A 25,769-nucleotide genomic window follows, 5' to 3' on the forward strand; every position below is an offset into this window, starting at 1 on the left:
CCCCGCCTGTGCGCCACGCGCGGCATGATGCGCAAGCCAAAGCGGGTTCAATTGATCCGGTAATCGATCGGGCGAAAGCTTCCGCCATTGCTGTCATAGGCGGAACAGGCCGTCATCCCGATGATCAGGTCCATCTTCGCGCGAAAGGCGATGTAATCGCCCGGCCTGCTGGTCGGCGGGAGCACGCGCAGGCGCCCCGTTTCCCCATCGACCGGCACGTTCATGAAGCAGTTGAACGCGATGGGGATGTCGTCCTCCCTGATCCCGAACGGGCGCAGCGCCTCTGCGAGATTGCCGAAACAGCCGCGATGCACGGGCTTGTCCTTGTAGAAATGCGCGAAGGTCGCCGTGCTGCACGGGGTGAGCAGGAAATCGTGCAGCCCAACCGTATCCTCCTCGATCTCGAGCATGACATTCGACCGATTCGAATAGAGCGCGTGCCCGGTGGTGAGCCGGATCGTTTCGGCATAATCGAGCGTCCGGCCCGACGATACGACCTCCGCCACGTCATGCGCGTTATAGGCCAGCAAGTCCGAAACCTGCTGCCCCTCCGGGTCGAGCACGGTCAGCAATTGCCCGGCACGCAGGCGAAACCCCGTGCCGCTGCGCGGGGGAATGCGGGTCACGGCGCCGGTCATACGATGGACACGTCGGGCCGGTCTGGACGTGAGAACGGGCATTCCCAGTCGGCGGCAACCTCGCGCCCGGAATATTGCCGCGCCTCGCTGCTCTGCCCGTGGCGCGACAGCATCGGATTGGCCGAGCCGGCAAGCGCGATGTCGCGTTCGATGATGGTCTCCCGCATGGTTTCGTAGCGGCCCTGCTCGCGCAGCTGCTCGAACTGATCATGGAGGTTGAACACCATGGTGGGGTGCGAAAACCGCCGTGCGGGCCGGCTGGCCGCCGGATGCAGGCCGACGATAAAAAACGCCTCGCCGCCAAAGCTGAGCGAGAAATGCGGATCGTCGGGGTCCGCGCTGACCGAATGGTCGTGATCCTGCCCGCGCCAGGCATCCTTGTCCGAGAGCGACTGAATCCGCGACCACAGCGTGCGCTCGAAACCCTGCTCCGAAAGGGTGGGCACATCGCGGAAAATGACAGCGAGCGAGCGGAACGCCGGGCGGTCATTGGTTTCGCGGTCGGCGCGATAATCCCACGCCCATGCGAGCAAGGCCTCGTGAATGCGAAGATCGTCCCATCCGCTTTCGATCGAGCGGGCGACGAGCACTTTCAGACACCCCCTGGCGAGCGCAGATTTCGCGCCGACGCACGGGAATTCCTGATCTTTTACGAATGCCTCGAACGATTCTGCGATGGCACCGTCCGACGCCTTTGCGTTTTCAAACATCGACTGGTCCATGTCTTGCCGGGTGGAAATTGTTCAACGTGCCAGAACGTTCCGCGTTCCATCGGCCCGCCATGCGAAAAGGCCGCCCGGTCGCCCGGACGGCCTCTTTCGAATCGGATACAGCGCGAAGGATCAGTGCTTCTTGTCGCGCCACACGTTCTGATACGCCATGTAGGCAAGGACCGAGGCGAAGATCAGGAACAGCACGACAGGCCACCCGGTCTGATGCCGCTGCTCCAGCTTGGGCTCCGCGGTCCAGGTCAGGAATGCGGACACGTCGCGCGCCATGTCGTCGATCGTTGCCGGCGAACCGTCGTCGAACGTCACCTGCCCCTCGCTCGTCAACGGCGGTGCCATGGCGAGGTTGAGGTTCGGGAAATACGGGTTGAAATGCAGCCCGCTCGGCGTCGCGAAATCGGGGAACTCCTCGGCCAGACTCTCGCCATCGACGGAGAAGGTCGCCGGATCGCGATAGCCGGTCAGCAGCGAATAGACGTAGTTCGAGCCGTCATGCCGCGCCTTGGTGATGAGCGAAAGATCGGGCGGAACCGCATTGTTGTTCGCCGCACGCGCCGCCACGTCGTTGGGATAGGGCGACGGGAAGTAATCGGTCGGCAGCGCAGGACGCGTGGTCGCCTCACCCGTGGTCGGATCGATGCCGGGCACCTGCCAGGCGGCGGCCTCGGCCTTCACCTGCGCCTCGGAATAGCCCAGCGCCTCCAGATTACGGAACGACACCAGCCGGAGCGAGTGACAGGCCGAGCAGACTTCCTTGTAGACCTTGTAGCCGCGCTGAAGCTGCTGCTCGTCGAAGGTGCCGAACCAGCCGGCGCTCTGCAGCTCCGCATCGCGCGGATGCAGGTGGAAGACATGCTCTGCCGTTTCCTCCGCATCGTCCGTCGCCCAGGTGTAGGCGCCGACGATGAAGCTGTAGAGCAGGACGATGCAGAAACCTGCGCCGACGAGGATACCGATGATGCGGGCCATGTTACGCGTCTTTCTCTTCTCTCGTTCGGATCAGGCCGTCGCCGGACGGTGGGCACCATCGCCCGAGGCACCAAGCGGCACGGCATCGTCCGCGCCCGCCTTCTCTCCCAGCACCGCCTCGGTGATGGAATGCGGCAGGGCCTTGGGCTTCTCGATCATCGACACGATCGGCAGGATGATCAGGAAATGGGCGAAGTAATAGGTCGCCGCGATCTGGCTCAACATGACGAAGGGTTCCTCCGCCGGCGCACCGCCGCAGTAGAACAGCACCGCCATGCAGGGGATGAGGCCGAACCAGAAGAACTTCTTGAACAGCGGGCGATAGAGACCCGACCGCACGGGCGACTTGTCCAGCCAGGGCAGGAAGAACCACACCAGGATCGAGGCGAACATCGCGATCACGCCCATCAGCTTCGCCGGCATGAACAGGAAATCCTGCGTGAAGGCGCGAAGAATGGCGTAGAACGGCCAGAAATACCATTCGGGCACGATGTGCGCCGGCGTCGAGAGCGGGTTCGCCGGGATGTAGTTGTCCGGATGGCCGAGGTAGTTCGGCAGGAAGAACACGAACGCCGTGTAAAGCACCAGGAACACCGCGAGGCCGAAGCCGTCCTTCGCCGTGTAATAGGGGTGGAACGGCACGGTGTCGCTCTCGGTCTTGACCTCGACGCCGGTCGGGTTGGACGAGCCGGGAATATGCAGCGCCCAGATGTGCAGGATCACGACGCCCGCGATCACGAAGGGCAGCATGAAGTGCAGCGAGAAGAAGCGGTTGAGCGCGGCATTGTCAGGCGCGAAACCACCCAGCAGCCAGATCTGCAACGGCTCGCCGACAAGCGGGATCGCGCCGAAAAGCCCGGTAATCACCTTCGCGCCCCAGAAGGACATCTGCCCCCAGGGAAGGACGTAGCCCATGAAGGCGGTCGCCATCATCAACAGGAAGATGACCACGCCGAGGAGCCAGATCATCTCGCGCGGCGCCTTGTACGAGCTGAAGAACAGGCCGCGGAAAATGTGGATATAGACGACGATGAAGAAGAAGGATGCGCCGTTGGCATGCGCATAACGCAGCATCCAGCCCCAGTTGACGTCGCGCATGATGTGTTCGACCGAATCGAACGCCACCAGCGCATTGGCGCCGTAATGCATCGCCAGCACGACGCCGGTGATGATCTGCAGCATGAGACAGAACCCGGCGAGCACGCCGAAATTCCAGAAATAGTTGAGGTTGCGCGGCACCGGATAGCCGGCGCCCACGGCGTTATAGACGAGGCGCGGAACCGGCAGCTTCTCGTCGATCCAGCGAGTCAGTCCGGTCTTCGGCTGATACTGCTTTGCCCAGGGAAAACTCATGGTGTCCTATCCTCAGCCGATGACAACCGTGGTGTCGGACGTAAATTCATACTCCGGCACGACGAGGTTCAGGGGGGCGGGGCCTTTGCGGATGCGGCCGGCGGTGTCGTAGTGCGAACCGTGGCAGGGGCAGAAATATCCGCCGAACTCGCCCTTGTTCTCACCCTCGCCCGCGCCGAGCGGCACGCAGCCCAGATGGGTGCACACGCCCATGGTGATGAGCCAGTTGAGATGCCCGTCCGCGGTGCGGTCCTCCAGCGTTTCGGGATCGCGCAGCGAAGACGCGTCGACGGCCTCCGCCTCCGCGATTTCGGCCGGAAGGAGATTGCGCACGAACAACGGCTGCTTGCGGAACACGGCCTTGATCGCTTGCCCCGGTTCGATCGCGGAAAGATCGACCTCGGTCGAGGATTCGGCAAGCACGTCCGCCGACGGCGCCATCTGGCTGATGAGCGGATAGAGAACGGCAAGCGCGCCGACCCCGCCGAAACTGACCGCGGCGATCTCGATGAAATCGCGGCGGCGTACGCCGTTTTCTCCGTCGCCTTCGACCTTTGCGGTCACCGGTTCGGAATGTTCGACGGTCGCGTCTGCCATGCCTGACTCTGCCCTGCTCTGAACGTCCGGCAAGCGCGCCGGACATAAGAAAATTCGTGGATCGGAAGGCTGTCGGAACGTCCCCCTGTGACAGGTGGGGCCGCATGCACACGCATTCGGCCCGTCGCCGTCATGGGGCGCCTCATAGACAGGACGCGCGAATTTTCCAATAGGTTTTCCACGCGCGAATTTGCGTTGTTCGCACCCGCATCATGCCGGTGTGGCCCGCCGCACCCCCGCCCCTTCGGGCCATCCGGGCGCGCCAAAGGCCATCACCTTGAAAAGATCGCCCATCGCATCCGGTGCCGTCAACCGCTCCAACGCTGACATCAGGCTGTCACGCGCGTGCGGATTCGCCTCGGCCAGCGCCTGCGCGCGCTGCCCCATGCCGAGCGCCATCAGGAACGCGCCCTGGCTCGCCGTGCCGTGGAGGATGCATCCCGCCCGCTCCGCCGTTTCGATCAGCGCGGGAAAATCGACATGCGCGGTGATGTCCGCGGTCCCCGGCGCATCGAGCACATCCACCTTTTCATGCGCGCGCACGGCCTGAAGCGTGGAGCCGGTCCGGGGTGCGAGATGGCCGTAATCGATGGTGAGCATCGCGCCGCCGGCCTCGGCAATCGTGTTCGCAAGATCGCCGAGAATCGCGGCGGCAGCAGGATTCGTCTCGATCAGCGTGCCCTCCTCCGCATCATCATGACGCGCCGGCACGGCGGCATCCATCGGCCTGTCGCCCGCCAGCGTGACGAACGCATCGCCGTCCAGCCCCACCATGCGTTCGCGCCACGCCCGCCCCGTGCGCACCAGTTGCCGCACGGGGAGCGCGTCGAAAAATTCATTGGCCACGACGATCACGGGCCGGTCCGTCGGCAGCGCGGCGACATCCTCGTGAAACTGTGCATCGGGCACAAGCTCGGCCTGCTTTTCGCGCAAAACCGGCGACGCCTCGACAAGGTGAACCGTCGGCGAAAGCCCCGCCGCCCGGATCACGCGCAACGCATCGCGCGCCAGCGTGCCGCGCCCCGGCCCAAGCTCGACATAGGCGAAATCCCGCGCTTCGGCCCGGATGGTGAGGTCGGCGATCCAGCCGCCGATCATCTCGCCGAACATCTGGCTGATTTCCGGCGCGGTGATGAAATCGCCCGCGGTGCCGAGCGGATCGCGATGCGCATAATAATGCGCGTTCGCCTCCGCCATGTATTGCGCCACGGGAATCGGCCCGTGCGCGCGGATCAACCGCCTGAGCCCCGCCGTGAGGTCGCCGCCATTTGCGTTGTCGCTCATCTCAAACCGCCCCGGCGGCGGCATCCCGGCGCGCGTCGGGCTGCTGGCCAAGCGCAGGCTTGCGCAAGGCCCGCACCACGAAGAACAGCCCGATCGCGATCAGCGGCAGGGTCAGCCATTGCCCCATGGAAAGCCCCGTTTCGGCGGCGAATTCGGCAAGCTGCGCATCGGGTTCGCGGAAGAATTCCACGATAAACCGGGCAAAGGCGATGCCGGCGGTAAACGTCCCGACGAGCAATCCCGGCCGCCAGCGCGCCCGCGTCATCCAGAACAGCGCAAGCATCACGAGAATGAGCAGCAACCCTTCGAGGCCCGCTTCGTAAAGCTGGCTCGGATGGCGGGGGAGCGGCCCGGCGCGGGGAAAGACCATCGCCCACGGCACGTCGGCGGGTCGGCCCCACAACTCGCCGTTCACGAAATTCGCCAGCCGCCCGAACATCATGCCGAAGGGCACGTTGACCGCGATATAGTCGCACACGCGCAGGAATTGAAGCTGTCCGCGGTGGCTGACCCAGGCGATCGCGGCCAGCACGCCGGCCACCCCGCCGTGAAAGCTCATCCCACCGTCCCACAGGCGCAGCAGGTCCCAGCTCACCGTTTCCCCGCTCGTCCAGCCGGTCCAGAGCGAGGGGTCGTAAAACGCCGCATAGCCGAGCCTGCCGCCCACGATAATGCCGAGCGTACACCAGAAGAACAGATCCTCCGCATGGCGCTGCGCCATGGGCGCGCCCGGCGCCTTCAGCATGCGGGACAGATGCCAGTACCCGACGAGAATCCCCGCAAGATAGGCCAGCGAATACCAGCGCAGGGTAAACCAGCCGAGTTCGATGCCCGGACGCAGGCCGAGATTTTCCCAGTAGATCGGCGCATCGTTCGCGGCGCTGGCCAATATCTGCAACACGGGCACGGCGGTTTCCTTCTTTGAATCGTGGCGGCCGCGCCGCTGTGGGCGCCCCTGCCGCGCGGCTTTTGGCACAGCGCGGGCCATGATGATAGGCCGCTTGGCGCCCCATTTGCGCAGCGTGGCACGAGGCGGGTGGAAACTCGCCCCTGTCGCACCGATATGTTAATCCGTGCCCGGATAAACCGCACATGTGCCCGGACAGGACTGTCCGCCCCGCCCCATTCGTGCACGAGGAAACACACTTGGCCCGCAGCCCGATACCCAGCCAGCGCCGCATCATCGACCGCCGCCGCGTCGTGGCGAAACTCGACGCGCTGATCGACGACATGGACACGCTCGACCGGCAGCCGCTCATCGCGCTGCTGCGCTCGGCGCTGTCGGACGGGCGGGCCGAAATCGCGCGGCGGCTGGAGACGGAGCCATCTGCCGGGCACAAGGCCGCCGCGGCGCAGGCTTTCCTCGTCGATCAGATCGTGCGCATCATCCACGACCACGTCATCACCCATGTCTATCCCGCCGCCAACCGGAGCAAGGGCGAGCATCTCGCCATCATGGCGGTCGGCGGGTACGGGCGCGGCGAAATGGCGCCGCAATCGGACGTCGACATCGCGTTCCTCACCCCCATGCGCAACACGCCCTGGTGCGAACAGGTGATCGAGGCGATGCTCTATTACCTGTGGGATCTGGGGCTGCAGGTCGGCCATTCGAGCCGGTCGATCGACGACATGGTCCGCTTGGCGAAACAGGACCTGACCATCCGCACCGCCCTGCTCGAAGGGCGCTTCCTGTGGGGGGAGCAGGCGCTTTACGATGTCGCGAAGCAGCGGTTCTGGAACGACGTGGTGACCGGGTCGGAGCGTCAGTTCGTGTCGGAAAAACTGGCCGAGCGCGAGGCGCGGCACAAGCGCATGGGCGACAGCCGCTATGTCGTGGAGCCCAATGTGAAGGAGGGCAAGGGCGGCCTGCGCGACCTGCACACGCTCTACTGGATCGGGAAATATATCCACCAGGTCCGCGAACCGCGCGAGCTGGTCGATGCGGGCCTTCTCACCCCGGCCGAATTCCGCGCCTTTCGCCGGGCGGAGAATTTCTTCTGGGCGGTGCGCTGCCATCTGCACACGATCACCGGGCGCGAGGAGGACAGGCTGACCTTCGACCTGCAACGCGAGGTCGCCGCCCGCATGAATTTCGCCGACCGTCCGGGCAAGAGCGCGGTCGAACGCTTCATGCATTACTATTTCCTGCAGGCAAAGCGCGTCGGCGGGCTGACCGGCGTATTCCTCGCCCAGATGGAGGAGCAGTTCGCGAAGAGCCAGTCGGCAAGGCTCATGGCGAAGCTGACCGAAAAGCGGCGCAAGGTTCGCGGCTTCGTCATCGCGGGCGGGCGCATCACCGTGCCGGACGACGATTTCTTTGCCGAAGACCCGGTGCGCCTGGTCGAGATCTTCACCCTCGCCAACAAGGAGGGGGTGGAGGTCCATCCCGACGCGATGCGCATGGCCGATCGCGATTCGGGGCTGATCACCGGCAAGATCCGCCGCGACAAGCGCGCCAATGCGCTGTTCCTCGATCTGTTGTCGAGCGAGGACAATCCCGAACTCGCGCTGCGCTGGATGAACGAGGCCGGCGTGTTCGGGCGCATCATGCCCGAATTCGGCCGCGTCGTCGCACAGATGCAGTTCGACATGTACCACCATTACACCGTCGACGAACACACGATCCGCGCCATCGGAAAGCTCGCCGAAATCGAGAGCGGAGAGGTGGAGGAGGCGCATCCCGTTTCCACCGCGATCATTCCCAAGCTTCAGCATCGCCGCGCGCTTTATGTCGCCACGCTCCTGCACGATATTGCCAAGGGGCGCGGCGGCGATCATTCGGTGCTGGGCGCGGAAATCGCGAAGAAGGTCGGCCCGCGCCTGGGGCTGAGTGCGGAGGAGACGGGGCTCGTGTCCTGGCTCGTTCGCTATCATTTGCTGATGAGCGCGACCGCGTTCAAGCGCGACCTGTCCGACCCGAAGACGATCCACGATTTCGTCACCGAGGTGCAATCGCTCGAACGGCTGCGGCAATTGCTCGTGCTGACCGTGGTGGACATCGGCGCGGTGGGACCGGGCGTCTGGAACAGCTGGAAAGGACAATTGCTCGGCGAATTGTTCTTCGCGGCGGAGGAACGCCTGCGCCTCGGCTTCAAGTCGAACGGGCGCACGCACAAGATCGAGACGCGCAAGGACGCCGCCCGCGAATTGCTCGCCGACGATGCGGAGCTGGTCGACACGGTCGGCGCGGCGATGCACGAATCGTACTGGATCGCGGAGAGCGAGGAGGTGATTGCCCGCAACCTGCGCCAGATGGACGCGATGGGCGAGGATCAGCTCTCCATCGAATGCCATTACTGGGAAGAGCGCGGCGCCACCATGGTCACGGTCGTCACGCCCGACCATCCGGGCCTGTTTTCGCGCATCGCCGGCGGCATCCACCTGGCCGGCGGGAACATCATCGACGCGCGCATCCACACCAATCGCAACGGGCGCGCGGTGGACAATTTCCTGGTGCAGGATCCGATGTGCCGGCCGTTTCGCGAGGAATCGCAGATCGCCCGGCTGACCCAGTCGATCCGCGACACGCTCGCCAACAAGGTGAAGCTGGTGCCGCAGCTCGCCGCGCGGCCCATGTCGCGCCCGCGCGCCGATGCGTTCGAGGTGCAGCCGCGCGTGACCTTCGACAATGACGCATCGAATCGCTTTACCGTGGTGGAGGTGAACGCCCGCGACCGCCCGGCCCTGCTCAACCGGCTCGCCCGCGCCATGTTCGAGGCGAAGCTGCTCATCAATTCCGCGCATGTCACCCATTACGGGGAGCGCGCGGCCGATACGTTCTACGTCACCGACCTGCTCGGCGACAAGATCACGGCGAAGGCGCGGCTGGACGCGCTCGAAAAACGGCTGCTCGAGGCGGTGGAGGCGACGGAGGAGGCCGCGGGCTAGCGCGGGCGCCCCGGTTCAACCCGCCGCGCGCAACCGGTCCAGCGCCCGCTCCTGCCCGATCAGCGGGAGCAGCGCGGCCATGTCCGGCCCGTGCCCCCGCCCGGTGAGCGCGAGGCGGAGCGGCAGGAACAGCGCCTTGCCCTTGCGCCCGGTCGCGGCCTTCAGCCTGCCGGTGAGCGTCTTCCACGCATCCTCGCCCCATTCGATTCCCTGCGCGTCCTGCGCCGCTGCGGCGATAAAGGCACGATCTTCGGAATCGAGATCGGGTGCGGGCACCGCCCCTGTCACGACCTGCCACCAATCCCCTGCATCGTTCAGCGTTTGGAGGTTCGGGCGGATCGCGGCCCATGCGGCCTCGTCCATTCCCGTCGGCAGGCGATGGGCGATGGCGGCATAGTCCGTTTCGTGCAGGAGCTGCGCATTGATGCGCATCATTTCCGCCTCGTCGAAACGGGCAGGGGCACGGCCGAACGTGGCTAGGTCGAAGCCCGCCGCCATCGCGTCGAGCGAACGCATCGCAATGACCGGCTGCGACGTGCCGATGCGTGCCAGCACGGACAGCAACGCTTCGGGTTCCACGCCCTCCTCGCGCATGTCGTCCACCCCGGTCGAACCCAGGCGCTTCGACAGCTTGCCCTCCGCCCCGGTGAGCAGCGCCTCATGCGCGAAACGCGGCGGCGCGGCGCCCAACGCGGAAAACATCTGCACCTGCACCGCGGTATTCGACACGTGATCCTCCCCGCGCAGCACGTCGGTAATGCCCATTTCGACGTCGTCCACCGCGCTCGGCAACATATAGAGCCAGGATCCGTCGGCACGGCGAATCACCGGGTCGGACAGGGCAGCGGGGTCGAAATGCTGCGCCCCGCGAACCGCGTCGTCCCACGCGATCGGCGCGTCGTGATCGAGCCGGAACCGCCAGTGCGGGGCGATGCCCTTCGCCGCATAATCGGCATGGTCCTTCTGCGTAAGGTCGAGCGCGGCGCGGTCGTAGATCGGCGGAAGCCCGCGGCCGAGCAGGATCTTGCGCTTGAGCTCCAGTTCCTGCGCCGTTTCATAGGCGGCGTAGATGCGCCCCTCGGCACGGAGCCGTTCGAACGCCGCCTCGTATATCTCCAGCCGCTGCGACTGCCGTGCCTCGCCATCGGGAACGAGGCCGAGCCAGGCAAGATCGGCGCGGATGGCATCGACGTGGCGTTCCTCCGAACGCTGCGCATCGGTGTCGTCGATGCGCAGCAGGAAACGCCCGCCGTCCTTCTTGGCCAGCAGGAAATTGTGCAGGGCGGTACGAATATTGCCCACATGCAGCCGGCCGGTCGGCGAGGGGGCGAAACGGGTGATCGTGGTCATGGCCGCTGCGTTAGCGCCGTTCGCTTCTTATTGCGAGCGGAGCGTGACCGTATGCCCACCGCCGGAAATCCGCACGGCGTCTGTTCCCGACGGCTCGATTCTGCGCGCTGCGTCGAGCACGTTTGCGGCATCCACCACGCCGGGGGGAATGCCGATCGGGCATGGGTGAGGCGCGGGCACCCCCGGACGAGGGTCCGCGGCCGCGATGGGCGGGGAAGCGCGGCGCTGCGTCCGAAAACGATGGCCCGATACGACATAGCCCCACGCATAACCCGCGCAGGCCGGGCCCCAGCCAATGCTCGCACCATCGCCCACCATGACGGCTCCGGACGCGACCGCGCGGCCGTCGATCGCCGCAATGCGCCAATGTCCGGCGAGCGTCGGGACTGCTTCGCTCGTGCGGATCGAGTCGCCTCCGCCGCCGTTCGTCTCGCCTGCGCCGGGACCGCACGCGCCGATCGCGGCCGCCAGCAAGAGAGGCATCGCACGCGACCACCGGGTCCGCAACCGCCCTCCCCGCACCGCATCAATCCTGCAACAACCGCTCCGCAAGGCTGCCGATCTCGTCCGGTTCCAGAATCCAGGTCCGCGTCGCGCGCCCTTCGCGAAACACCGGCTTCGTCAGCAGGATCCGGGCATTTTCGCGCGCATGCGGTTTGTAGAGCGCGTAATGCTTCGCGCATTCGTAGATCACCCCGATGATCGGCGTGCGCCCTTCGAGGTCGATCATCGTGGCGGGCTGATCGCCGGGAATGTCGTCTATCGTGTATCGTTCCATCCCTCCTATCTTGGAGGCGGAACATGGCTTGGCAAGATGCGGGCAAAACGAAACCCCCGCCGGACGGGCCGACGGGGGTCTCGTGTTTCAGGAACGGGCGCGGGGATTATTCCGCGTCGTCTTCCTTCTCGTCCAGCTCGGCCTCGGACACCGTGCCGTCGTGGTCGGCTTCCTCGACATTGAGGTAGTCGCCTGCATCCGCGTCGGTGCCGTGGGTCTCACCCTCGACCGTGGCGAGCGGATCGTCACCGATCGCCGCATCCTCGGTCTGGGCCAGCTCGGCCTCGTGTTCCTCGGCGGCGGTTTCCGCTGCGACCAGCGCTTCCTGCATCTTGCGATACTGTGCGCGCAGGGCGACATCGCGGCTGGTGGCCGCAACGCGCATCCGGTTCATGCCCGCGCCGGTGCCGGCGGGGATGAGACGGCCCACGATCACGTTTTCCTTCAGCCCGATCAGCGAGTCCTTCTTCCCCTCGACCGCCGCCTGTGTCAGCACGCGGGTGGTTTCCTGGAACGAAGCGGCCGAGATGAACGAACGCGTCTGCAACGAGGCCTTGGTGATGCCGAGAAGGATCGGCTTGCCCTCGGCCTTGGCCTGATTCTTGGTCAGCTTGGCGTTGTACTCGAGCATTTCCTCGTAATCGACCTGCTCGCCCGGAAGCAGCGTGGTGTCGCCGCCATTGGTGATCTCGACCTTCTGCAGCATCTGGCGAACGATCACCTCGATGTGCTTGTCGTTGATCTTCACGCCCTGCAAGCGATAGACTTCCTGAATCTCGTTGACGAGATATTCGGCCAGAGGCTCGATGCCGAGAACCTCCAGGATGTCATGCGGGTCGGGCGAACCGGAAATCAGGTTGTCGCCCTTCTTGACGAAATCGCCTTCCTGCACGTCGATCACGCGGGTCTTGGGGATCAGGTATTCGACCGGATCGCCCTCCTCCGGAACGATGGCGATCTTGCGCTTCGCCTTGTAGTCGCGGACGAACTCGATGCGGCCCGCGATCTTGGCAATGATCGAATTGTCCTTCGGCTTGCGGGCCTCGAACAATTCGGCAACGCGCGGCAGACCGCCGGTGATGTCGCGGGTCTTGGCGGCTTCGCGGCTGGCGCGGGCGAGGATGTCGCCTGCCTCCACCTGCTGCCCGTCATCGACCGAGAGCGAGGTGCCCGGCGCCAGCATGTAGCGCGCGGCCTCCGTCTCGTCCGACCCTTCGCCGAGCAGCGTCAGGCGCGGACGCATGTCCTCCTTCTTCGACCGGCCCTGGGCGCGATATTCGGTGACCACGCGCTGGGCGATGCCCGTCGCGTCGTCGACCTGCTCGGCCATGGTCTTGCCGTCGACGAGATCCTGGAACTTCACCACGCCCGACTGCTCGGTGATGATGGGAAGCGTGAACGGATCCCATTCGGCAAGGCGGTCGCCCTGCTCCACCTTGGCGCCGTCCTCGTGCATCAGCGTGGTACCATAAGGTACGCGGTGCATTTCGCGCTCGCGCCCTTCGGCATCGATGACGACGATTTCGCCGCTGCGGGCAAGCGACAGGCGCTTGCCGCGCTTGTCCACGATGGACGGCATGTCGCGGTGATGCACGGTGCCGGCCGAAACCGCCTCGAGATGGCTGGTTTCGTTGAGCTGCGCCGCGCCGCCGATGTGGAACGTGCGCATGGTCAGCTGCGTGCCCGGCTCGCCAATGGACTGCGCGGCGATGACGCCGACAGCCTCGCCAATGTTCACCGGTGTACCACGCGCAAGATCACGGCCATAGCACGTGCCGCACACGCCCATCTGCGCCTCGCAGACGAGAGGCGAGCGGATCTTGGCGACCTGCACTTCGGCGGCCTCGATCTCGGTCACCATCGGCTCGTCGATCAACGTGCCCTTCTTGACGATGACCTCGTTCGTCTTCGCATTGACGAGATCCTCGGCCAGCGTACGGCCCAGGATACGTTCACCCAGCGAGGCGATCGTGGAACCGCCCTGAATGATCGCGCGCATTTCGAGCGCCTTCTCGGTCTTGCAGTCTTCCTCGACGATGACGCAATCCTGCGACACATCGACGAGACGGCGCGTGAGATAGCCCGAGTTCGCCGTCTTCAACGCCGTATCGGCCAGACCCTTGCGGGCGCCGTGGGTGGAGTTGAAGTATTCGAGGACGGTCAGGCCTTCCTTGAAGTTCGAGATGATCGGCGTCTCGATGATCTCGCCCGACGGCTTGGCCATGAGGCCGCGCATGCCGGCAAGCTGCTTCATCTGTGCCGGCGAACCACGCGCGCCGGAGTGCGACATCATGTAGATCGAGTTGATCTGCGCCTCGCGCCCGTTCTCGTCCTTGGGCGTGGCCTTGATTCGATCCATCATCTCGGCCGCGACCTTGTCGCCGCACTGCGACCAGGCGTCGATCGCCTTGTTGTACTTTTCCTGCCAGGTGATCAGGCCGTCCTGGTACTGCTGCTCGTATTCGGCGACCTGCGCCTTGGTCTCCTCGATCATGCCTTCCTTGGTCTCGGGAATGATCATGTCGTCCTTGCCGAACGAGATGCCGGCCTTGAACGCGTTGGAGAAACCGAGCGTCATGATGGCGTCGGCGAACAGCACCGTGTCCTTTTGCCCAGTGTGGCGATAGACCTGATCGATGACGTCGCCGATTTCCTTCTTGGTGAGAAGGCGGTTGACGACCTCGAACGGGACGGTGTGCTTCTTGGGCAGGCACTCGCCGATGAGCATGCGGCCGGGCGTGGTTTCCACCCGCTTCATGTACTGCTTGCCCTTCTCGTCGGTCTGCGGAACGCGGGCCTCGATCTTGGTGTGCAGCGTCACCGCCTTCACCTGAAGCGCCTGATGCACCTCGGCCATGTCGGCAAACTTCATGCCCTCGCCCGGCTCGCCTTCGCGGTCCATGGACAGGTAATAGAGGCCGAGCACCATGTCCTGCGACGGCACGATGATCGGCTTGCCGTTGGCGGGGCTGAGGATGTTGTTGGTCGACATCATCAGCACGCGCGCCTCAAGCTGGGCTTCCAGCGAAAGCGGCACGTGCACGGCCATCTGGTCACCGTCGAAGTCGGCATTGAAGGCCGAGCAGACGAGCGGGTGCAGCTGGATCGCCTTGCCTTCAATCAGCACGGGTTCGAACGCCTGAATGCCGAGGCGGTGAAGCGTCGGCGCGCGGTTCAGCAGCACGGGATGCTCGCGGATCACCTCGTCGAGGATGTCCCAGACTTCCTTGCGCTCCTTCTCCACCCATTTCTTCGCCTGCTTCAGCGTCATGGACAGACCCTTGGCGTCGAGGCGGGCGTAGATGAACGGCTTGAACAGCTCGAGCGCCATCTTCTTGGGCAGGCCGCACTGATGCAGCTTGAGCTCCGGCCCGGTCACGATGACCGAACGGCCCGAATAGTCGACGCGCTTGCCGAGCAGGTTCTGACGGAAGCGGCCCTGCTTGCCCTTGAGCATGTCGGACAGCGATTTCAAAGGACGCTTGTTCGCACCCGTGATCACGCGGCCGCGGCGGCCATTGTCGAACAACGCGTCGACCGCTTCCTGCAACATGCGCTTTTCATTGCGGACGATGATGTCCGGCGCGCGCAGTTCGATGAGCCGCTTCAGGCGGTTGTTGCGGTTGATGACCCGGCGATACAGGTCGTTCATGTCCGACGTCGCGAACCGCCCCCCGTCGAGCGGCACCAGCGGGCGCAGTTCGGGCGGAATGACGGGCACGACCTCAAGGATCATCCATTCGGGGCGGTTGCCCGAATCGATGAAGCTTTCCACGACCTTCAGCCGCTTGATGATCTTCTTCGGCTTCAGCTCGGACTTCGTCGTGCGCAGCTCTTCCATGAGATCGGCGCGTTCCTGTTCGAGGTCGAGCTCCATCAGCATGGTCTTGACCGCGGCGGCACCGATGTCGGCGCTGAACGCGTCCTCGCCATATTCGTCCTGCGCGTCGAGGAGTTCATCCTCGGTCAGCAGCTGGAACTTTTCGAGCGGCGTCAGGCCGGGTTCGACAACGATATAGCTTTCGAAATACAGCACGCGTTCCAGCTGCTTCAGCTGCATGTCGAGCAGCAGGCCGATGCGCGAGGGCAGCGATTTCAGGAACCAGATATGCGCGACCGGCGCGGCCAGTTCGATATGGCCCATGCGCTCGCGGCGGACCTTGGTCACCGTCACCTCGACGCCGCACTTCTCGCAGACGACGCCCTTGTACTTCATGCGCTTGTACTTGCCGCACAGGCACTCGTAATCCTTCACCGGACCGAAGATGCGGGCGCAGAAGAGGCCGTCGCGTTCGGGCTTGAACGTGCGGTAGTTGATGGTTTCCGGCTTCTTGATCTCGCCGAAGGACCACGAACGGATGCGTTCGGGCGAGGCCAGACCGATCTGAATCTGGTCGAAGGTCTCGGTCTTGGCGACCGGATTGGCGAATTTTGTCAGTTCGTTCATGTTTCAAATCCCTTGAGGGGAAAAATCCGTGGCGGCAGCGATAAGGTTCGGGGCGCCTTGGGGCAGGTCCGCCGACCCGCCCCGTATCGCACCGCGCTTTTACTCCGCCGCGATCGACAGGCCGTCGTCGTCCTCGTCATCCCCGCCTTCGTTGAGCGAGGACAGTTCGACGTTGAGACCCAGCGACCGCATTTCCTTGACCAGCACGTTGAAGCTTTCGGGAATGCCGGCCTCGAACGTGTCGTCGCCCTTGACGATCGCCTCGTAGACCTTGGTGCGTCCGACCACGTCGTCCGATTTCACTGTCAGCATTTCCTGGAGCGTATAGGCCGCGCCATACGCCTGCAGCGCCCAGACCTCCATTTCGCCGAAACGCTGGCCGCCGAACTGCGCCTTACCACCCAGCGGCTGCTGCGTGACGAGGCTGTAGGGGCCGATGGACCGCGCGTGAATCTTGTCATCGACGAGGTGGTGCAGCTTGAGCATGTAGATATAGCCCACCGTCACCTGCCGGTCGAAGGCATCGCCCGTCCGCCCGTCATAGAGCGTGACCTGGCCCGAACCCGGCAGCCCCGCCTTTTCCAGCATCGCGGTCACGTCGCCTTCGCGCGCGCCGTCGAAGACCGGCGTGCCCATCGGGACACCGTTCTTCAGATTGGATGCCAGCTCGACCACTTCGGCCGTCGTCCGGTTCTCGATATCGTCATGGTACTGCTCGCCATAGACGTCCTTGAGCTTCTCCACCACGGCGGAGGGCGGCTCGGACGCCTCGATATCGGGATTGGCCTCGCGCCAGTCGTTGAGCGCAGCGGTAATCTGCTGCCCCAGACCGCGCGCGGCCATGCCGAGGTGGGTCTCGAAGATCTGCCCGACGTTCATGCGGCTCGGCACGCCCAGCGGGTTGAGCACGATATCGACCGGCGTCCCATCTTCGAGGAAGGGCATGTCCTCCTGCGGCAGGATGCGGCTGATGACGCCCTTGTTGCCGTGACGGCCGGCCATCTTGTCGCCCGGCTGCAGCTTGCGCTTCACCGCGACGAAGACCTTGACCATCTTGAGCACGCCGGGCGCCAGCTCGTCACCGCGTTCGAGCTTTTCCTTGCGGTCCTCGAACTTGGCGTTGATCGCCTTGACGCTGTCGTCGTACTGCCCCTTGATCGCCTCCAGCTGTGCCTGACGGCCATCGTCGGCCACCGCGAACTTGAACCAGTCGTGGCGTTCCACCTCGTCCAGCAGCTCTTCGGTGATCTCCTGCCCCTTCTTCACGCCCTTGGGCGCTGCCGAAGCGGTCTGGCCGATGAGCATGTCGCGCAGGCGATTGTAGGTCGCGCGGTTGAGGATCGCACGCTCGTCCTCGCGGTCCTTGGCGAGGCGTTCGATTTCCTCGTTCTGGATCGCGCGGGTACGGTCGTCGATCTCGATGCCGTGGCGGTTGAACACGCGCACCTCGACCACGGTGCCGGCAACGCCCGGCGGCAGCTTGAGCGAGGTATCGCGCACGTCGCTCGCCTTTTCGCCGAAGATCGCTCGGAGCAGCTTTTCCTCCGGCGTCATCGGGCTTTCGCCCTTGGGCGTGATCTTGCCGACCAGAATGTCGCCCGGATGCACTTCGGCGCCGATATAGACGATGCCCGCCTCGTCGAGGCTGCGCAGCGCTTCCTCGCCGACGTTGGGAATGTCGCGCGTAATGTCCTCTGGCCCGAGCTTCGTATCGCGGGCCATGACCTCGAATTCCTCGATATGGATCGAGGTGAACACGTCGTCCTTCACGATGCGTTCGGAGATCAGGATCGAATCCTCGTAGTTATATCCGTTCCAGGGCATGAACGCGACGAGACTGTTGCGGCCCAGCGCCAGCTCGCCAAGATCGGTTGAGGGACCGTCGGCGATGATGTCGCCGGTCTGCACGACCTCGCCCACCTTCACCAGCGGACGCTGATTGATGCAGGTGTCCTGGTTCGAACGCTGGAACTTCTGCAGCGTGTAGATGTCGACGCCGGACTGCCCGGCCTCCACATCGCCCTGCGCGCGGATGACGATACGGGTCGCGTCGACCTGATCGACGATGCCGCCGCGGGTCGCCGCGATGGCCGCGCCCGAATCGCGGGCCACGGTCTCTTCCATGCCGGTGCCGACGAACGGCGCCTCGGCCTTGACCAGCGGCACGGCCTGACGCTGCATGTTGGAGCCCATGAGCGCGCGGTTGGCGTCATCGTTTTCCAGGAACGGGATGAGCGATGCCGCGACCGAAACGAGCTGTTTCGGTGACACGTCCATGAGCGTGACCTGCTCGTTCGGGCTCATCACGAATTCGCCGTTCTGACGGGCGGAGACGAGCTCCTCGACGAACGTGCCTTCGCTGCTCAGCTCGGCCGATGCCTGCGCGACGGTGTTCTTCTGCTCCTCCATCGCCGACAGGTACTGCACCTCACCGGTGACCTTGCCGTCGACGACCTTGCGGTAGGGCGTCTCGATGAAGCCGTACTTGTTCACCCGCGCAAAGGTCGAGAGCGAGTTGATCAGGCCGATGTTCGGACCTTCGGGCGTTTCGATCGGGCAGATGCGGCCATAGTGGGTCGGGTGAACGTCGCGCACTTCGAAGCCTGCGCGTTCGCGCGTCAGACCGCCGGGCCCGAGCGCCGACACGCGACGCTTGTGCGTCACTTCGGAGAGCGGGTTGGTCTGATCCATGAACTGCGACAACTGCGACGAGCCGAAGAATTCGCGCACCGCGGCCACGGCCGGCTTCGCATTGATGAGGTCGTTCGGCATCACGGTGGACACATCGACGCTCGACATGCGCTCCTTCACCGCGCGTTCCATGCGCAGCAGGCCGACGCGGTACTGGTTCTCGAGCAGTTCGCCCACCGAACGCACGCGGCGGTTGGCGAGGTTGTCGATGTCGTCGACTTCGCCCTTGCCGTCCTTCAGGTCGACGAGCTCCTTCACCACGGCGAGGATATCCTCGCGGCGCAGCGTCGTGATCGTATCCTCGGCATCGAGGCCGAGACGCATGTTGAGCTTGACGCGACCCACGGCCGACAGGTCATAGCGCTCGCCGTCGAAGAACAGCCCTTCGAACAGCGCTTCGGCGGTTTCCTTCGTCGGCGGCTCGCCGGGGCGCATCACCTTGTAGATCGCCTCGAGCCCCATGTCGCGGTTCTCGGCCTTGTCGACCTGCATGGTGTTGCGGATCCACGGGCCGGTGTTGACGTGGTCGATGTCGAGCAGTTCGAGCCGGTCGACGCCGGCTGCGTCCAGCACCTCGAGATTCTCGGGGCTGACTTCCTCGCCCGCCTCGATCCAGATGCGGCCGGTGCCCTCGTCGATCATGTCATTGGCGGCATAGCGGCCGAAGATTTCCTCGGTCGGGATGAGCAGATGCGTCAGGCCGTCCTTCGCCGCCTTGTTGGCGCCGCGCGGGCTGATCTTCTGTCCGGCGGGGAACACGACCTCGCCGCTGCTGGCATCGACGATGTCGAAGGCCGGCTTCTGCCCGCGCCAGTTTTCGGCGACGAACGGAATTTTCCAGCCGCCACCCTCGACGTCGCTGCTGCCGCGCTGCCAGGTCACGGTGTCGTAGAAATGATGGAGGATTTCCTCCGCATCCATGCCGAGTGCGTAGAGCAGCGAGGACACCGGAAGCTTGCGCTTGCGGTCGATGCGGACATTGACGACATCCTTCGCGTCGAATTCGAAATCGAGCCACGAGCCGCGGTAGGGAATGACGCGCGCGGCAAACAGATATTTGCCCGAGCTGTGGGTCTTGCCGCGGTCATGGTCGAACAATACGCCCGGCGAACGGTGCATCTGCGACACGATGACACGCTCGGTCCCGTTGATGAAGAACGTGCCGTTGCCGGTCATGAGCGGCATGTCGCCCATGTACACGTCCTGCTCCTTGATATCGAGTACGCTGCGCGCCTCGGTATCGGGGTCCACCTCGAACACGATGAGGCGCAGCGTCACCTTCATCGGCGCGGCATAGGTGATGCCGCGCTGGCGGCATTCGGTCACGTCGTACTTGGGCGGCTCGAGTTCGTAATGCACGAAGTCCAGCTCCGCGGTGCCGGCAAAATCGCGGATCGGGAACACCGAACGCAGCGTCTTTTCAAGGCCCGAGACATAATCGATCGACGGGTCGGACCGCAGGAACTGTTCGTAGCTTTCGCGCTGCACCTCGATCAGGTTCGGCATTTCCACGACTTCGTGGATGTCGCCGAAGATCTTGCGGATGCGCTTTTTCGCGGTCGGACGGATGTCGCCATTCGCCGCCCCGTTCGGGGAAGAAGCCTGAGTCGCCATGAAGGATCGTGCCTTTGTCGCTTCGAGTTTAGCCGAGTCGCGCCAGGGCAATATGCCGTGCGACCGGTCGGAATTTTCGATGCACGGGAAAGATATCCGCAAACGACGAATGGCCGCAAAACCTCAGGGAACGCGCCCTTTGGCGTTTCCCCGGCTTGCAGCCGCCGCGTCGATGCAGATGTCCCGCCGCCTCCATCCCGGGCCGGCCCCCGCGCAAGGGCCGCCTTGCTCGAAGCGTGCGGACAGCGGCTCCTATAGGCCAACGCCGCCGCCCTGTCAAAGCCGCAACCGCGCTCCGATTGACTATGCCGCGGCGCAAACTCATACACCCGCCGCCCGGCGAATGGCGGGCATTCGGGAGAGTGGCCATGCGTTTCATCGAGGGCTTTCGCTTCGCGCATCGCGAAAGCCTCGCGTTTGTCGCCGCCTGCCCGTTGCTCGCTCTCATCCCCGTCGCGGCGGAAATGGTTCAGCATGCCGCCGAAATGCAGTCTGGCCTGTATGACAGCATGGCGCGTTTCCGCACGATGAAGGACGATGCCCTGCCGGTCGGCCTCGCCTTCGTGAAAGTGTTCGCGCTCAACCTCTCGACCTATTGCGTTATCCGTTTCCTGGCCGGCGGGCGCGATGCGCGGGCGGCCCGCACGCTGGAGCCGCGCGCCATCCGCCTGTTTGCCGCCGTCCTCGGCCTGCAGATGCTCCTTGCCGTGCTGGGATTGTTCGTGTCCACCGCCGATACGCCGGTGGGGACCGGTCTCTTCGTCTTTTCGCTGATCTTCGCGCCGCTGGCCTCGCGATTCGTCGCGGGGGCGCCGCTCGGCATCTGGATTGCGCCGGTGGCCTCGATCCGCACGATGCTCCCGCATTTCGTGTTCGCGGTGGGGTTTTCGATGCTGGCGATCCTGCCGTTGATGGGGGTGCATTATGCGCTGGGGATCGGGGCGGCGTTCATTGCCGGATCGCTCGGCAAATGGGCGTTGCTGATCGCCGATGCGCTGATCGTGGGCTGGTTGACGCCGGTGCTGGCGGCCGTGGTCTATGTCGTGGCGATCCGGCCCGGCCCGCTCGATGGCCGTGCGCATGCGGCTTGACATCGGCCGCCGGATCGTTAGAGGGCGGCGGCAGAGCGACGCGCCCGCAACCCGGGTATCGCCGTTCATCCGTCCGAGACAGCTGGTGAGGGTTCCCCTCTTAATTTCCGGCCTAGACGGGGAAAAGAGTTTCTTTCGGCCTTTCCTTTTCGAAAGCGCCATTTCGCGCTTCGGCGCGCTCCTTCCCCCCTCAACGGACTCGCCCGCGTCGTTTCGGCGATGCGGACAAACGTAGCCGGTCGCGTATTCGGGTTTGCCCGGTCGCGGCCATTGTGAAGGAGTAAGCATGGATCGTTCGCAAAAAACCGATGCGGTCGCGCAGCTCAACGCAACCTTCAACGAGGTGGGCGTGGTGGTCGTCACCCGCAATCTCGGCCTCACGGTCGCACAGTCGACCGACCTGCGGCAGAAGATGCGCGAAGCGGGCGCAACCTATCAGGTGGCGAAGAACCGTCTTGCCAAGCGGGCCATCGAGGATACCGATTATACCGGTATCGCCGATTACCTGACCGGCCCCACCGCGCTGGCGACCTCGGTCGATCCGGTTGCGGCGGCAAAGGTCGCCGTCGAGTTCGCCAAGACCAACGACAAGTTGGAGATCGTCGGCGGTTCGATGGGTTCGCAGGTTCTCGACGAAGCAGGCGTGAGGTCGCTGGCCTCGATGCCGAGCCTCGACGAACTGCGTGCAAAGCTTGTTGGGCTGGTCAATGCCCCGGCGACGAAGATCGCCCAGCTGGCCAATGCGCCGGCGGCGAAGCTCGCCCGCGTGTTCGGCGCCTATGCCGCCAAGGACGCCGCGTAAGACGTTTTCGAAACCGTATAATGCGCCGCGGCCCCGGCCCGGCGACAGATGAAAATTGGAGTGATTTGAAATGGCCGATATCCAGAATCTCGTCGACGAACTGTCGAAGCTGACCGTCCTCGAAGCCGCCGAACTGGCGACCGCTCTTGAAGACGCATGGGGCGTTTCCGCCGCTGCCGCCGTTGCGGTTGCCGGCCCCGCCGCCGGTGGCGACGCCCCGGCCGCCGAAGAGAAGGACGAATTCGACGTCATCCTGACCGGCGACGGCGGCAAGAAGATCCAGGTCATCAAGGAAGTCCGCGCCATCACCGGCCTGGGCCTCGCGGATGCCAAGGGTCTCGTCGAAGGCGCGCCCAAGCCCATCAAGGAAGGCGTGAACAAGGCGGAAGCCGAAGAGATCAAGAAGAAGATCGAGGAAGCCGGCGGCACCGTCGAGCTGAAGTAAGCCTCACCGCTTACGGATCGATCCTTCACCGGATCACCAAGGGAAAGGGCGGCCTCGCAAGAGGTCGCCCTTTTTCGTGCGCGGTTTTGCGGGCAATGCGCGCGACGGATCACGCACCCGGCCGCTCACGCATACGTCAATTGCGGGTGACGCGCGGCGCCAAACCGGTTACCCCATGGGCAAAGGGCCGAAAACGGGCCGCAAAGCGGAAGAGCCGATGATTACCGTGCACCATCTCGAAAACTCGCGTTCGCAGCGCATCCTCTGGATGCTGGAGGAGCTCGGCCTCGCCTATGACATCGCGCGATACGAGCGCGATCCGAAAACGATGCTCGCCCCCCGTGCGCTTAAAAAGGTGCACCCGCTCGGCAAATCGCCGGTCATCACCGATGCAGACAATGGCCGCACGATCGCAGAGACCGGCGCGATCGTCGAATATCTGATCGAAAAGGCGGATGGCCGGCTGGGCGCCCCGGCGGATGAGGATCAGCGCCTGCGATACCGCTTCTGGATGCATTATGCCGAGGGGTCGCTGATGCCGCCGCTGTTCCTGAAGCTGGTGGTGTCGAAAATCCCGATCATGGGCAAGATCGCGATGAAGCGGCTGCAGCCGATGATCGACGTGCATCTCGACTATATCGAGGATGAGCTGGGCAAATCGCCCTGGTTCGCGGGCGAGGAGATCACCGGCGCCGACATCATGATGAGCTTCCCGCTGGAGGCGGCGGCATCGCGGGCGGGGCTCGACAATGGCCGGCCGCATACGATGGCATGGCTGGACAAGATCCATGCCCGGCCGGCCTATCGCACCGCGCTTCAGAAGGGCGGCCCTTACGCTTACGCCTGAAGCCCTGCGCCCAAAGGGAACGCGGCGCGCCTAGATCCGCCAGTTGAGCCGGGCGCCGATCATGTCGAGGCCGGGGTTCTGCTCCCCGTCGAAAAGGCGGGCATGGCTGACATGCATCCAGCTCGCCTCGATCGAGAGCGCGGCATTGAGTTGCGTGCCGACCGCGATCTCCGGCTCGAACAGCACCCTACTGCCGAGATCGAGCCGCCGGCCATCGGCCCGCACCCGGCGTTCCGGTCCATCGTGCACGACGAGGCCAATGCCGGGCCGCACGTATACCGGCCCCTTGCCAATCTTCCAGCTCAGCCCGCCGCCGGCAAAGCTGGTGTCGCCATCGAGATTGACCGACGCCACGACATAGGGCGACGGGCTCCCGATGAAGGACAGGACCTCTTCGCGCGCGAAACGGTATCCACCGGCGATATCGACCCCGCCCTCCCCCGTTTCGAGGGTGAAGGGCGTGTCGACCGCATGGGCGTACACCCCGGCGTAGAGTTCCTGCGCCATGGCGGGCTGCGCCGCGGTCAGTGCCGCGAGCGCGAGGGCGGTGCGGCGCACGAAGGCTGTTGGAATGTTGCGGGCGATATTCATGCATGTCTCCCTAGATCGGCAATGCTTTCGCCTGTCTGACTATCCGAGGCGACCATATGCTCGCGTCGTGCTGAAACGGCCCGGCGTGGCGGAAAGAGCGGGATGGGGGAAACGCCCCCCTTTCGCTCGGCGGCGCTTTGCCATAGGCGGCGCGCATCCATGGCCGCACTGCTCTCCCCTCCCATGCGCGACGAATTGCGCGAATCGACCCGGCTCGCCGCGCCGCTGGCCGCGGCGAATCTGTTGCAGATGGCCGTCTATGCCATCGACGTGATCTTCGTCGCCCGGCTCGGCACCGAACAGCTCGCCGCCATCACCTTGTCGACCAGCATTTATGGGCTGTCGCTGTGGTGCGCGATGGGGCTTGTCGGGGCGGTCGCGCCACTGGCGGCGTCGGCGCTGGGCCGGGGGCGGCACGCGGTGCGCGAGGTGCGCCGTTCGATCCGCATGGCGCTCTGGGTGGCGGCGCTTGCGGGGCTGTTCATCATGGCGCTGTCCTTTGCGGGACAGCCGATCATGCGCGTCACCGGGCAACCGGCGGCGGTCACGGCGTTTGCTGGCGAATATCTCACCGTGGTGGCGTTCGGCGCGGTGCCCGCGGTGGCGGCCGCGGTGCTGCGCATTTTCGTGTCGACGCTGGGCCGTGCGGCGATCGCGACATGGGTGACGGTGTTTGCCTTGTTCGTGAACGGGCTGGGCAACTGGCTGCTGATCTTCGGGAACTGGGGCTTTCCGGAACTCGGCCTGCGCGGCGCGGCGCTGGCCAGCGTCATCACCGCGCTCGCCACGCTCATCGCCTATGTCCTCATCATCCAGACGGACCGGCGCATGCGGCGCTATTATTTGTTCGGGCGTCTGTGGCGGGCGGACGTCGTGCGCCTGCTCGACATCTGGCGGATCGGGCTGCCCATCGCGGCGATCACCATGGCGGAGGCGGGCCTGTTTTCGAGCGCCGCGTTCCTCATGGGCGCACTGGGCGAGCTGGAGCTGGCGGCGCATACGGTCGCGCTTCAAATTGCGGCGCTCGCGTTCCAGGTGCCGTTCGGCATCTCGCAGGCCGCCACGATCCGCGTTGGCCTGCATCACGGGCGGGACAATCGCGGCGGGATCGCGCTGGCCGGATGGGCGGGACTGATCCTCGTCACCGGGTTTGCGGCGGTGTTCGTGCTGGCCATGCTGACCATCCCGCGGCTGCTGCTCTCCGCCTATATCGACGTGAACGATCCGGCGAATGCGGGCATCGTGACGCTCGCCATCGGATACATGGCGGTGGCCGCCGCGTTTCAGCTTGCCGACGGATATCAGGCGATGGGCGCGGGGCTCTTGCGCGGGCTGGCCGATACGCGCGTTCCGTTCCTGTTCGCGCTCATCGGGTACTGGCCATTCGGGTTCGGGACGGCATGGGTGCTGGGCTTTCACACGTCGCTGCGGGGCACGGGGGTGTGGATCGGGCTGGCGGTCGGGCTTTCGGTGACGGGCGTTATGATGCTGTGGCGCTGGCATGCGCGCGACCGGCTCATCCTCGATCGACCGGCGGCGGGCTGAAAAATCGCCCGGAAATCGGGGCCGGGCGTGACGAGACGTGGCCTGCGTCGGGCCGGCTGCAATTTGTGAAAATTTGCCTGTTCTCGTCCCTTGACGCGTGCCGTCGTCCGA

The 25,769-nt window shown here is 64.8% G+C and carries 19 protein-coding genes; 6 read left to right on the top strand and 13 right to left on the bottom strand.

Annotation, left to right across the window (positions count from 1 at the left end):
- Positions 1–47: 47 nt before the first annotated feature.
- The 7 genes from K4G67_RS03575 to lgt all read right to left on the bottom strand — a co-directional run bounded on the left by K4G67_RS03575 (position 48) and on the right by lgt (position 6,470).
- Positions 48–638, bottom strand: a complete 591-nt coding sequence (locus K4G67_RS03575) for a DUF1989 domain-containing protein (RefSeq protein ID WP_239805006.1) — start codon at positions 636–638, stop codon at positions 48–50.
- The gene (gntA, locus tag K4G67_RS03580) at positions 635–1,360 is read right to left on the bottom strand and encodes a guanitoxin biosynthesis heme-dependent pre-guanitoxin N-hydroxylase GntA (protein ID WP_239805007.1); all 726 of its coding nucleotides are present in this window, start codon (positions 1,358–1,360) and stop codon (positions 635–637) included. Before gntA ends, K4G67_RS03575 begins: the two co-directional genes overlap by 4 nt.
- Before the next feature lie 120 nt (positions 1,361–1,480).
- Complete coding sequence (locus K4G67_RS03585; RefSeq protein ID WP_239805008.1) at positions 1,481–2,335, bottom strand: cytochrome c1; 855 nt, start codon at positions 2,333–2,335, stop codon at positions 1,481–1,483.
- 30 nt (positions 2,336–2,365) lie between these two features.
- Entirely contained in the window at positions 2,366–3,688 is a 1,323-nt protein-coding gene (locus tag K4G67_RS03590; RefSeq protein ID WP_239805009.1) for a cytochrome b, read from the bottom strand.
- Positions 3,689–3,700: 12 nt separating this feature from the next.
- Positions 3,701–4,285, bottom strand: coding sequence for a ubiquinol-cytochrome c reductase iron-sulfur subunit (gene petA / locus K4G67_RS03595; protein WP_239805010.1), 585 nt, complete (start codon positions 4,283–4,285; stop codon positions 3,701–3,703).
- A gap of 210 nt (positions 4,286–4,495) precedes the next feature.
- The gene (locus tag K4G67_RS03600) at positions 4,496–5,569 is read right to left on the bottom strand and encodes a class I SAM-dependent methyltransferase (RefSeq protein ID WP_239805011.1); all 1,074 of its coding nucleotides are present in this window, start codon (positions 5,567–5,569) and stop codon (positions 4,496–4,498) included.
- Between the two features lies 1 nt (position 5,570).
- Complete coding sequence (lgt, locus tag K4G67_RS03605; protein WP_239805097.1) at positions 5,571–6,470, bottom strand: prolipoprotein diacylglyceryl transferase; 900 nt, start codon at positions 6,468–6,470, stop codon at positions 5,571–5,573.
- Between the two features lie 245 nt (positions 6,471–6,715).
- Here lgt and K4G67_RS03610 point away from each other — a divergent pair, with 245 nt between their 5' ends.
- On the top strand, positions 6,716–9,457 hold the full coding sequence (locus K4G67_RS03610; protein WP_239805012.1) for a [protein-PII] uridylyltransferase: 2,742 nt from the start codon (positions 6,716–6,718) through the stop codon (positions 9,455–9,457).
- 15 nt (positions 9,458–9,472) lie between these two features.
- On the opposite strand, the gene gltX is transcribed toward K4G67_RS03610, so the two are convergent.
- The 5 genes from gltX to rpoB form a co-directional block, all read right to left on the bottom strand.
- Positions 9,473–10,807: a glutamate--tRNA ligase gene (gltX, locus tag K4G67_RS03615; RefSeq protein WP_239805013.1), complete on the bottom strand. Its 1,335-nt coding sequence runs from the start codon at positions 10,805–10,807 to the stop codon at positions 9,473–9,475.
- 27 nt (positions 10,808–10,834) lie between these two features.
- Complete coding sequence (locus K4G67_RS03620) at positions 10,835–11,290, bottom strand: hypothetical protein (RefSeq protein ID WP_239805014.1); 456 nt, start codon at positions 11,288–11,290, stop codon at positions 10,835–10,837.
- A gap of 43 nt (positions 11,291–11,333) precedes the next feature.
- The gene (locus tag K4G67_RS03625) at positions 11,334–11,585 is read right to left on the bottom strand and encodes a hypothetical protein (RefSeq protein WP_239805015.1); all 252 of its coding nucleotides are present in this window, start codon (positions 11,583–11,585) and stop codon (positions 11,334–11,336) included.
- A 106-nt stretch (positions 11,586–11,691) separates the two neighbouring features.
- Positions 11,692–16,032 (bottom strand): DNA-directed RNA polymerase subunit beta', encoded by a 4,341-nt coding sequence (gene rpoC, locus K4G67_RS03630; RefSeq protein WP_239805016.1) that lies wholly within the window; start codon positions 16,030–16,032, stop codon positions 11,692–11,694.
- A gap of 99 nt (positions 16,033–16,131) precedes the next feature.
- Complete coding sequence (rpoB, locus tag K4G67_RS03635) at positions 16,132–20,337, bottom strand: DNA-directed RNA polymerase subunit beta (RefSeq protein WP_239805017.1); 4,206 nt, start codon at positions 20,335–20,337, stop codon at positions 16,132–16,134.
- Positions 20,338–20,705: 368 nt separating this feature from the next.
- Here rpoB and K4G67_RS03640 point away from each other — a divergent pair, with 368 nt between their 5' ends.
- The 4 genes from K4G67_RS03640 to K4G67_RS03655 all read left to right on the top strand — a co-directional run bounded on the left by K4G67_RS03640 (position 20,706) and on the right by K4G67_RS03655 (position 23,522).
- The gene (locus tag K4G67_RS03640) at positions 20,706–21,428 is read left to right on the top strand and encodes a hypothetical protein (RefSeq protein WP_239805018.1); all 723 of its coding nucleotides are present in this window, start codon (positions 20,706–20,708) and stop codon (positions 21,426–21,428) included.
- A gap of 286 nt (positions 21,429–21,714) precedes the next feature.
- Positions 21,715–22,230 carry a 50S ribosomal protein L10 gene (gene rplJ, locus K4G67_RS03645; protein ID WP_202082812.1) on the top strand — a complete coding sequence of 172 codons (516 nt, stop codon included), beginning with the start codon at positions 21,715–21,717 and terminating at the stop codon, positions 22,228–22,230.
- Positions 22,231–22,300: 70 nt separating this feature from the next.
- Entirely contained in the window at positions 22,301–22,675 is a 375-nt protein-coding gene (gene rplL / locus K4G67_RS03650; RefSeq protein WP_202082810.1) for a 50S ribosomal protein L7/L12, read from the top strand.
- Between the two features lie 217 nt (positions 22,676–22,892).
- Entirely contained in the window at positions 22,893–23,522 is a 630-nt protein-coding gene (locus K4G67_RS03655; protein WP_239805098.1) for a glutathione S-transferase family protein, read from the top strand.
- Between the two features lie 30 nt (positions 23,523–23,552).
- Here K4G67_RS03655 and K4G67_RS03660 read toward each other — a convergent pair whose 3' ends face one another.
- A complete protein-coding gene (locus K4G67_RS03660) occupies positions 23,553–24,113 on the bottom strand; it encodes an acyloxyacyl hydrolase (protein ID WP_239805019.1) in 561 nt (186 codons plus the stop codon).
- 159 nt (positions 24,114–24,272) lie between these two features.
- Between K4G67_RS03660 and K4G67_RS03665 the strand changes: the two genes are divergently transcribed.
- Positions 24,273–25,658, top strand: coding sequence for an MATE family efflux transporter (locus tag K4G67_RS03665; protein ID WP_239805020.1), 1,386 nt, complete (start codon positions 24,273–24,275; stop codon positions 25,656–25,658).
- Positions 25,659–25,769 lie beyond the last annotated feature (111 nt).

The sequence above is a fragment of the Croceicoccus hydrothermalis genome (assembly GCF_022378335.1).
Lineage (GTDB): Bacteria > Pseudomonadota > Alphaproteobacteria > Sphingomonadales > Sphingomonadaceae > Croceicoccus > Croceicoccus hydrothermalis.

Coding starts and splice junctions, on each gene's coding strand:
- K4G67_RS03575 (WP_239805006.1), bottom strand. CDS start 638: ATGACCGGCGCCGTGACCCGCATTCCCCCGCGCAGCGGCACGGGGTTT.
- gntA (WP_239805007.1), bottom strand. CDS start 1,360: ATGGACCAGTCGATGTTTGAAAACGCAAAGGCGTCGGACGGTGCCATC.
- K4G67_RS03585 (WP_239805008.1), bottom strand. CDS start 2,335: ATGGCCCGCATCATCGGTATCCTCGTCGGCGCAGGTTTCTGCATCGTC.
- K4G67_RS03590 (WP_239805009.1), bottom strand. CDS start 3,688: ATGAGTTTTCCCTGGGCAAAGCAGTATCAGCCGAAGACCGGACTGACT.
- petA (WP_239805010.1), bottom strand. CDS start 4,285: ATGGCAGACGCGACCGTCGAACATTCCGAACCGGTGACCGCAAAGGTC.
- K4G67_RS03600 (WP_239805011.1), bottom strand. CDS start 5,569: ATGAGCGACAACGCAAATGGCGGCGACCTCACGGCGGGGCTCAGGCGG.
- gltX (WP_239805013.1), bottom strand. CDS start 10,807: ATGACCACGATCACCCGTTTCGCCCCCTCGCCGACCGGCCGGCTGCAT.
- K4G67_RS03620 (WP_239805014.1), bottom strand. CDS start 11,290: ATGCCTCTCTTGCTGGCGGCCGCGATCGGCGCGTGCGGTCCCGGCGCA.
- K4G67_RS03625 (WP_239805015.1), bottom strand. CDS start 11,585: ATGGAACGATACACGATAGACGACATTCCCGGCGATCAGCCCGCCACG.
- rpoC (WP_239805016.1), bottom strand. CDS start 16,032: ATGAACGAACTGACAAAATTCGCCAATCCGGTCGCCAAGACCGAGACC.
- rpoB (WP_239805017.1), bottom strand. CDS start 20,337: ATGGCGACTCAGGCTTCTTCCCCGAACGGGGCGGCGAATGGCGACATC.
- K4G67_RS03640 (WP_239805018.1), top strand. CDS start 20,706: ATGCGTTTCATCGAGGGCTTTCGCTTCGCGCATCGCGAAAGCCTCGCG.
- rplJ (WP_202082812.1), top strand. CDS start 21,715: ATGGATCGTTCGCAAAAAACCGATGCGGTCGCGCAGCTCAACGCAACC.
- rplL (WP_202082810.1), top strand. CDS start 22,301: ATGGCCGATATCCAGAATCTCGTCGACGAACTGTCGAAGCTGACCGTC.
- K4G67_RS03655 (WP_239805098.1), top strand. CDS start 22,893: ATGATTACCGTGCACCATCTCGAAAACTCGCGTTCGCAGCGCATCCTC.
- K4G67_RS03660 (WP_239805019.1), bottom strand. CDS start 24,113: ATGAATATCGCCCGCAACATTCCAACAGCCTTCGTGCGCCGCACCGCC.
- K4G67_RS03665 (WP_239805020.1), top strand. CDS start 24,273: ATGGCCGCACTGCTCTCCCCTCCCATGCGCGACGAATTGCGCGAATCG.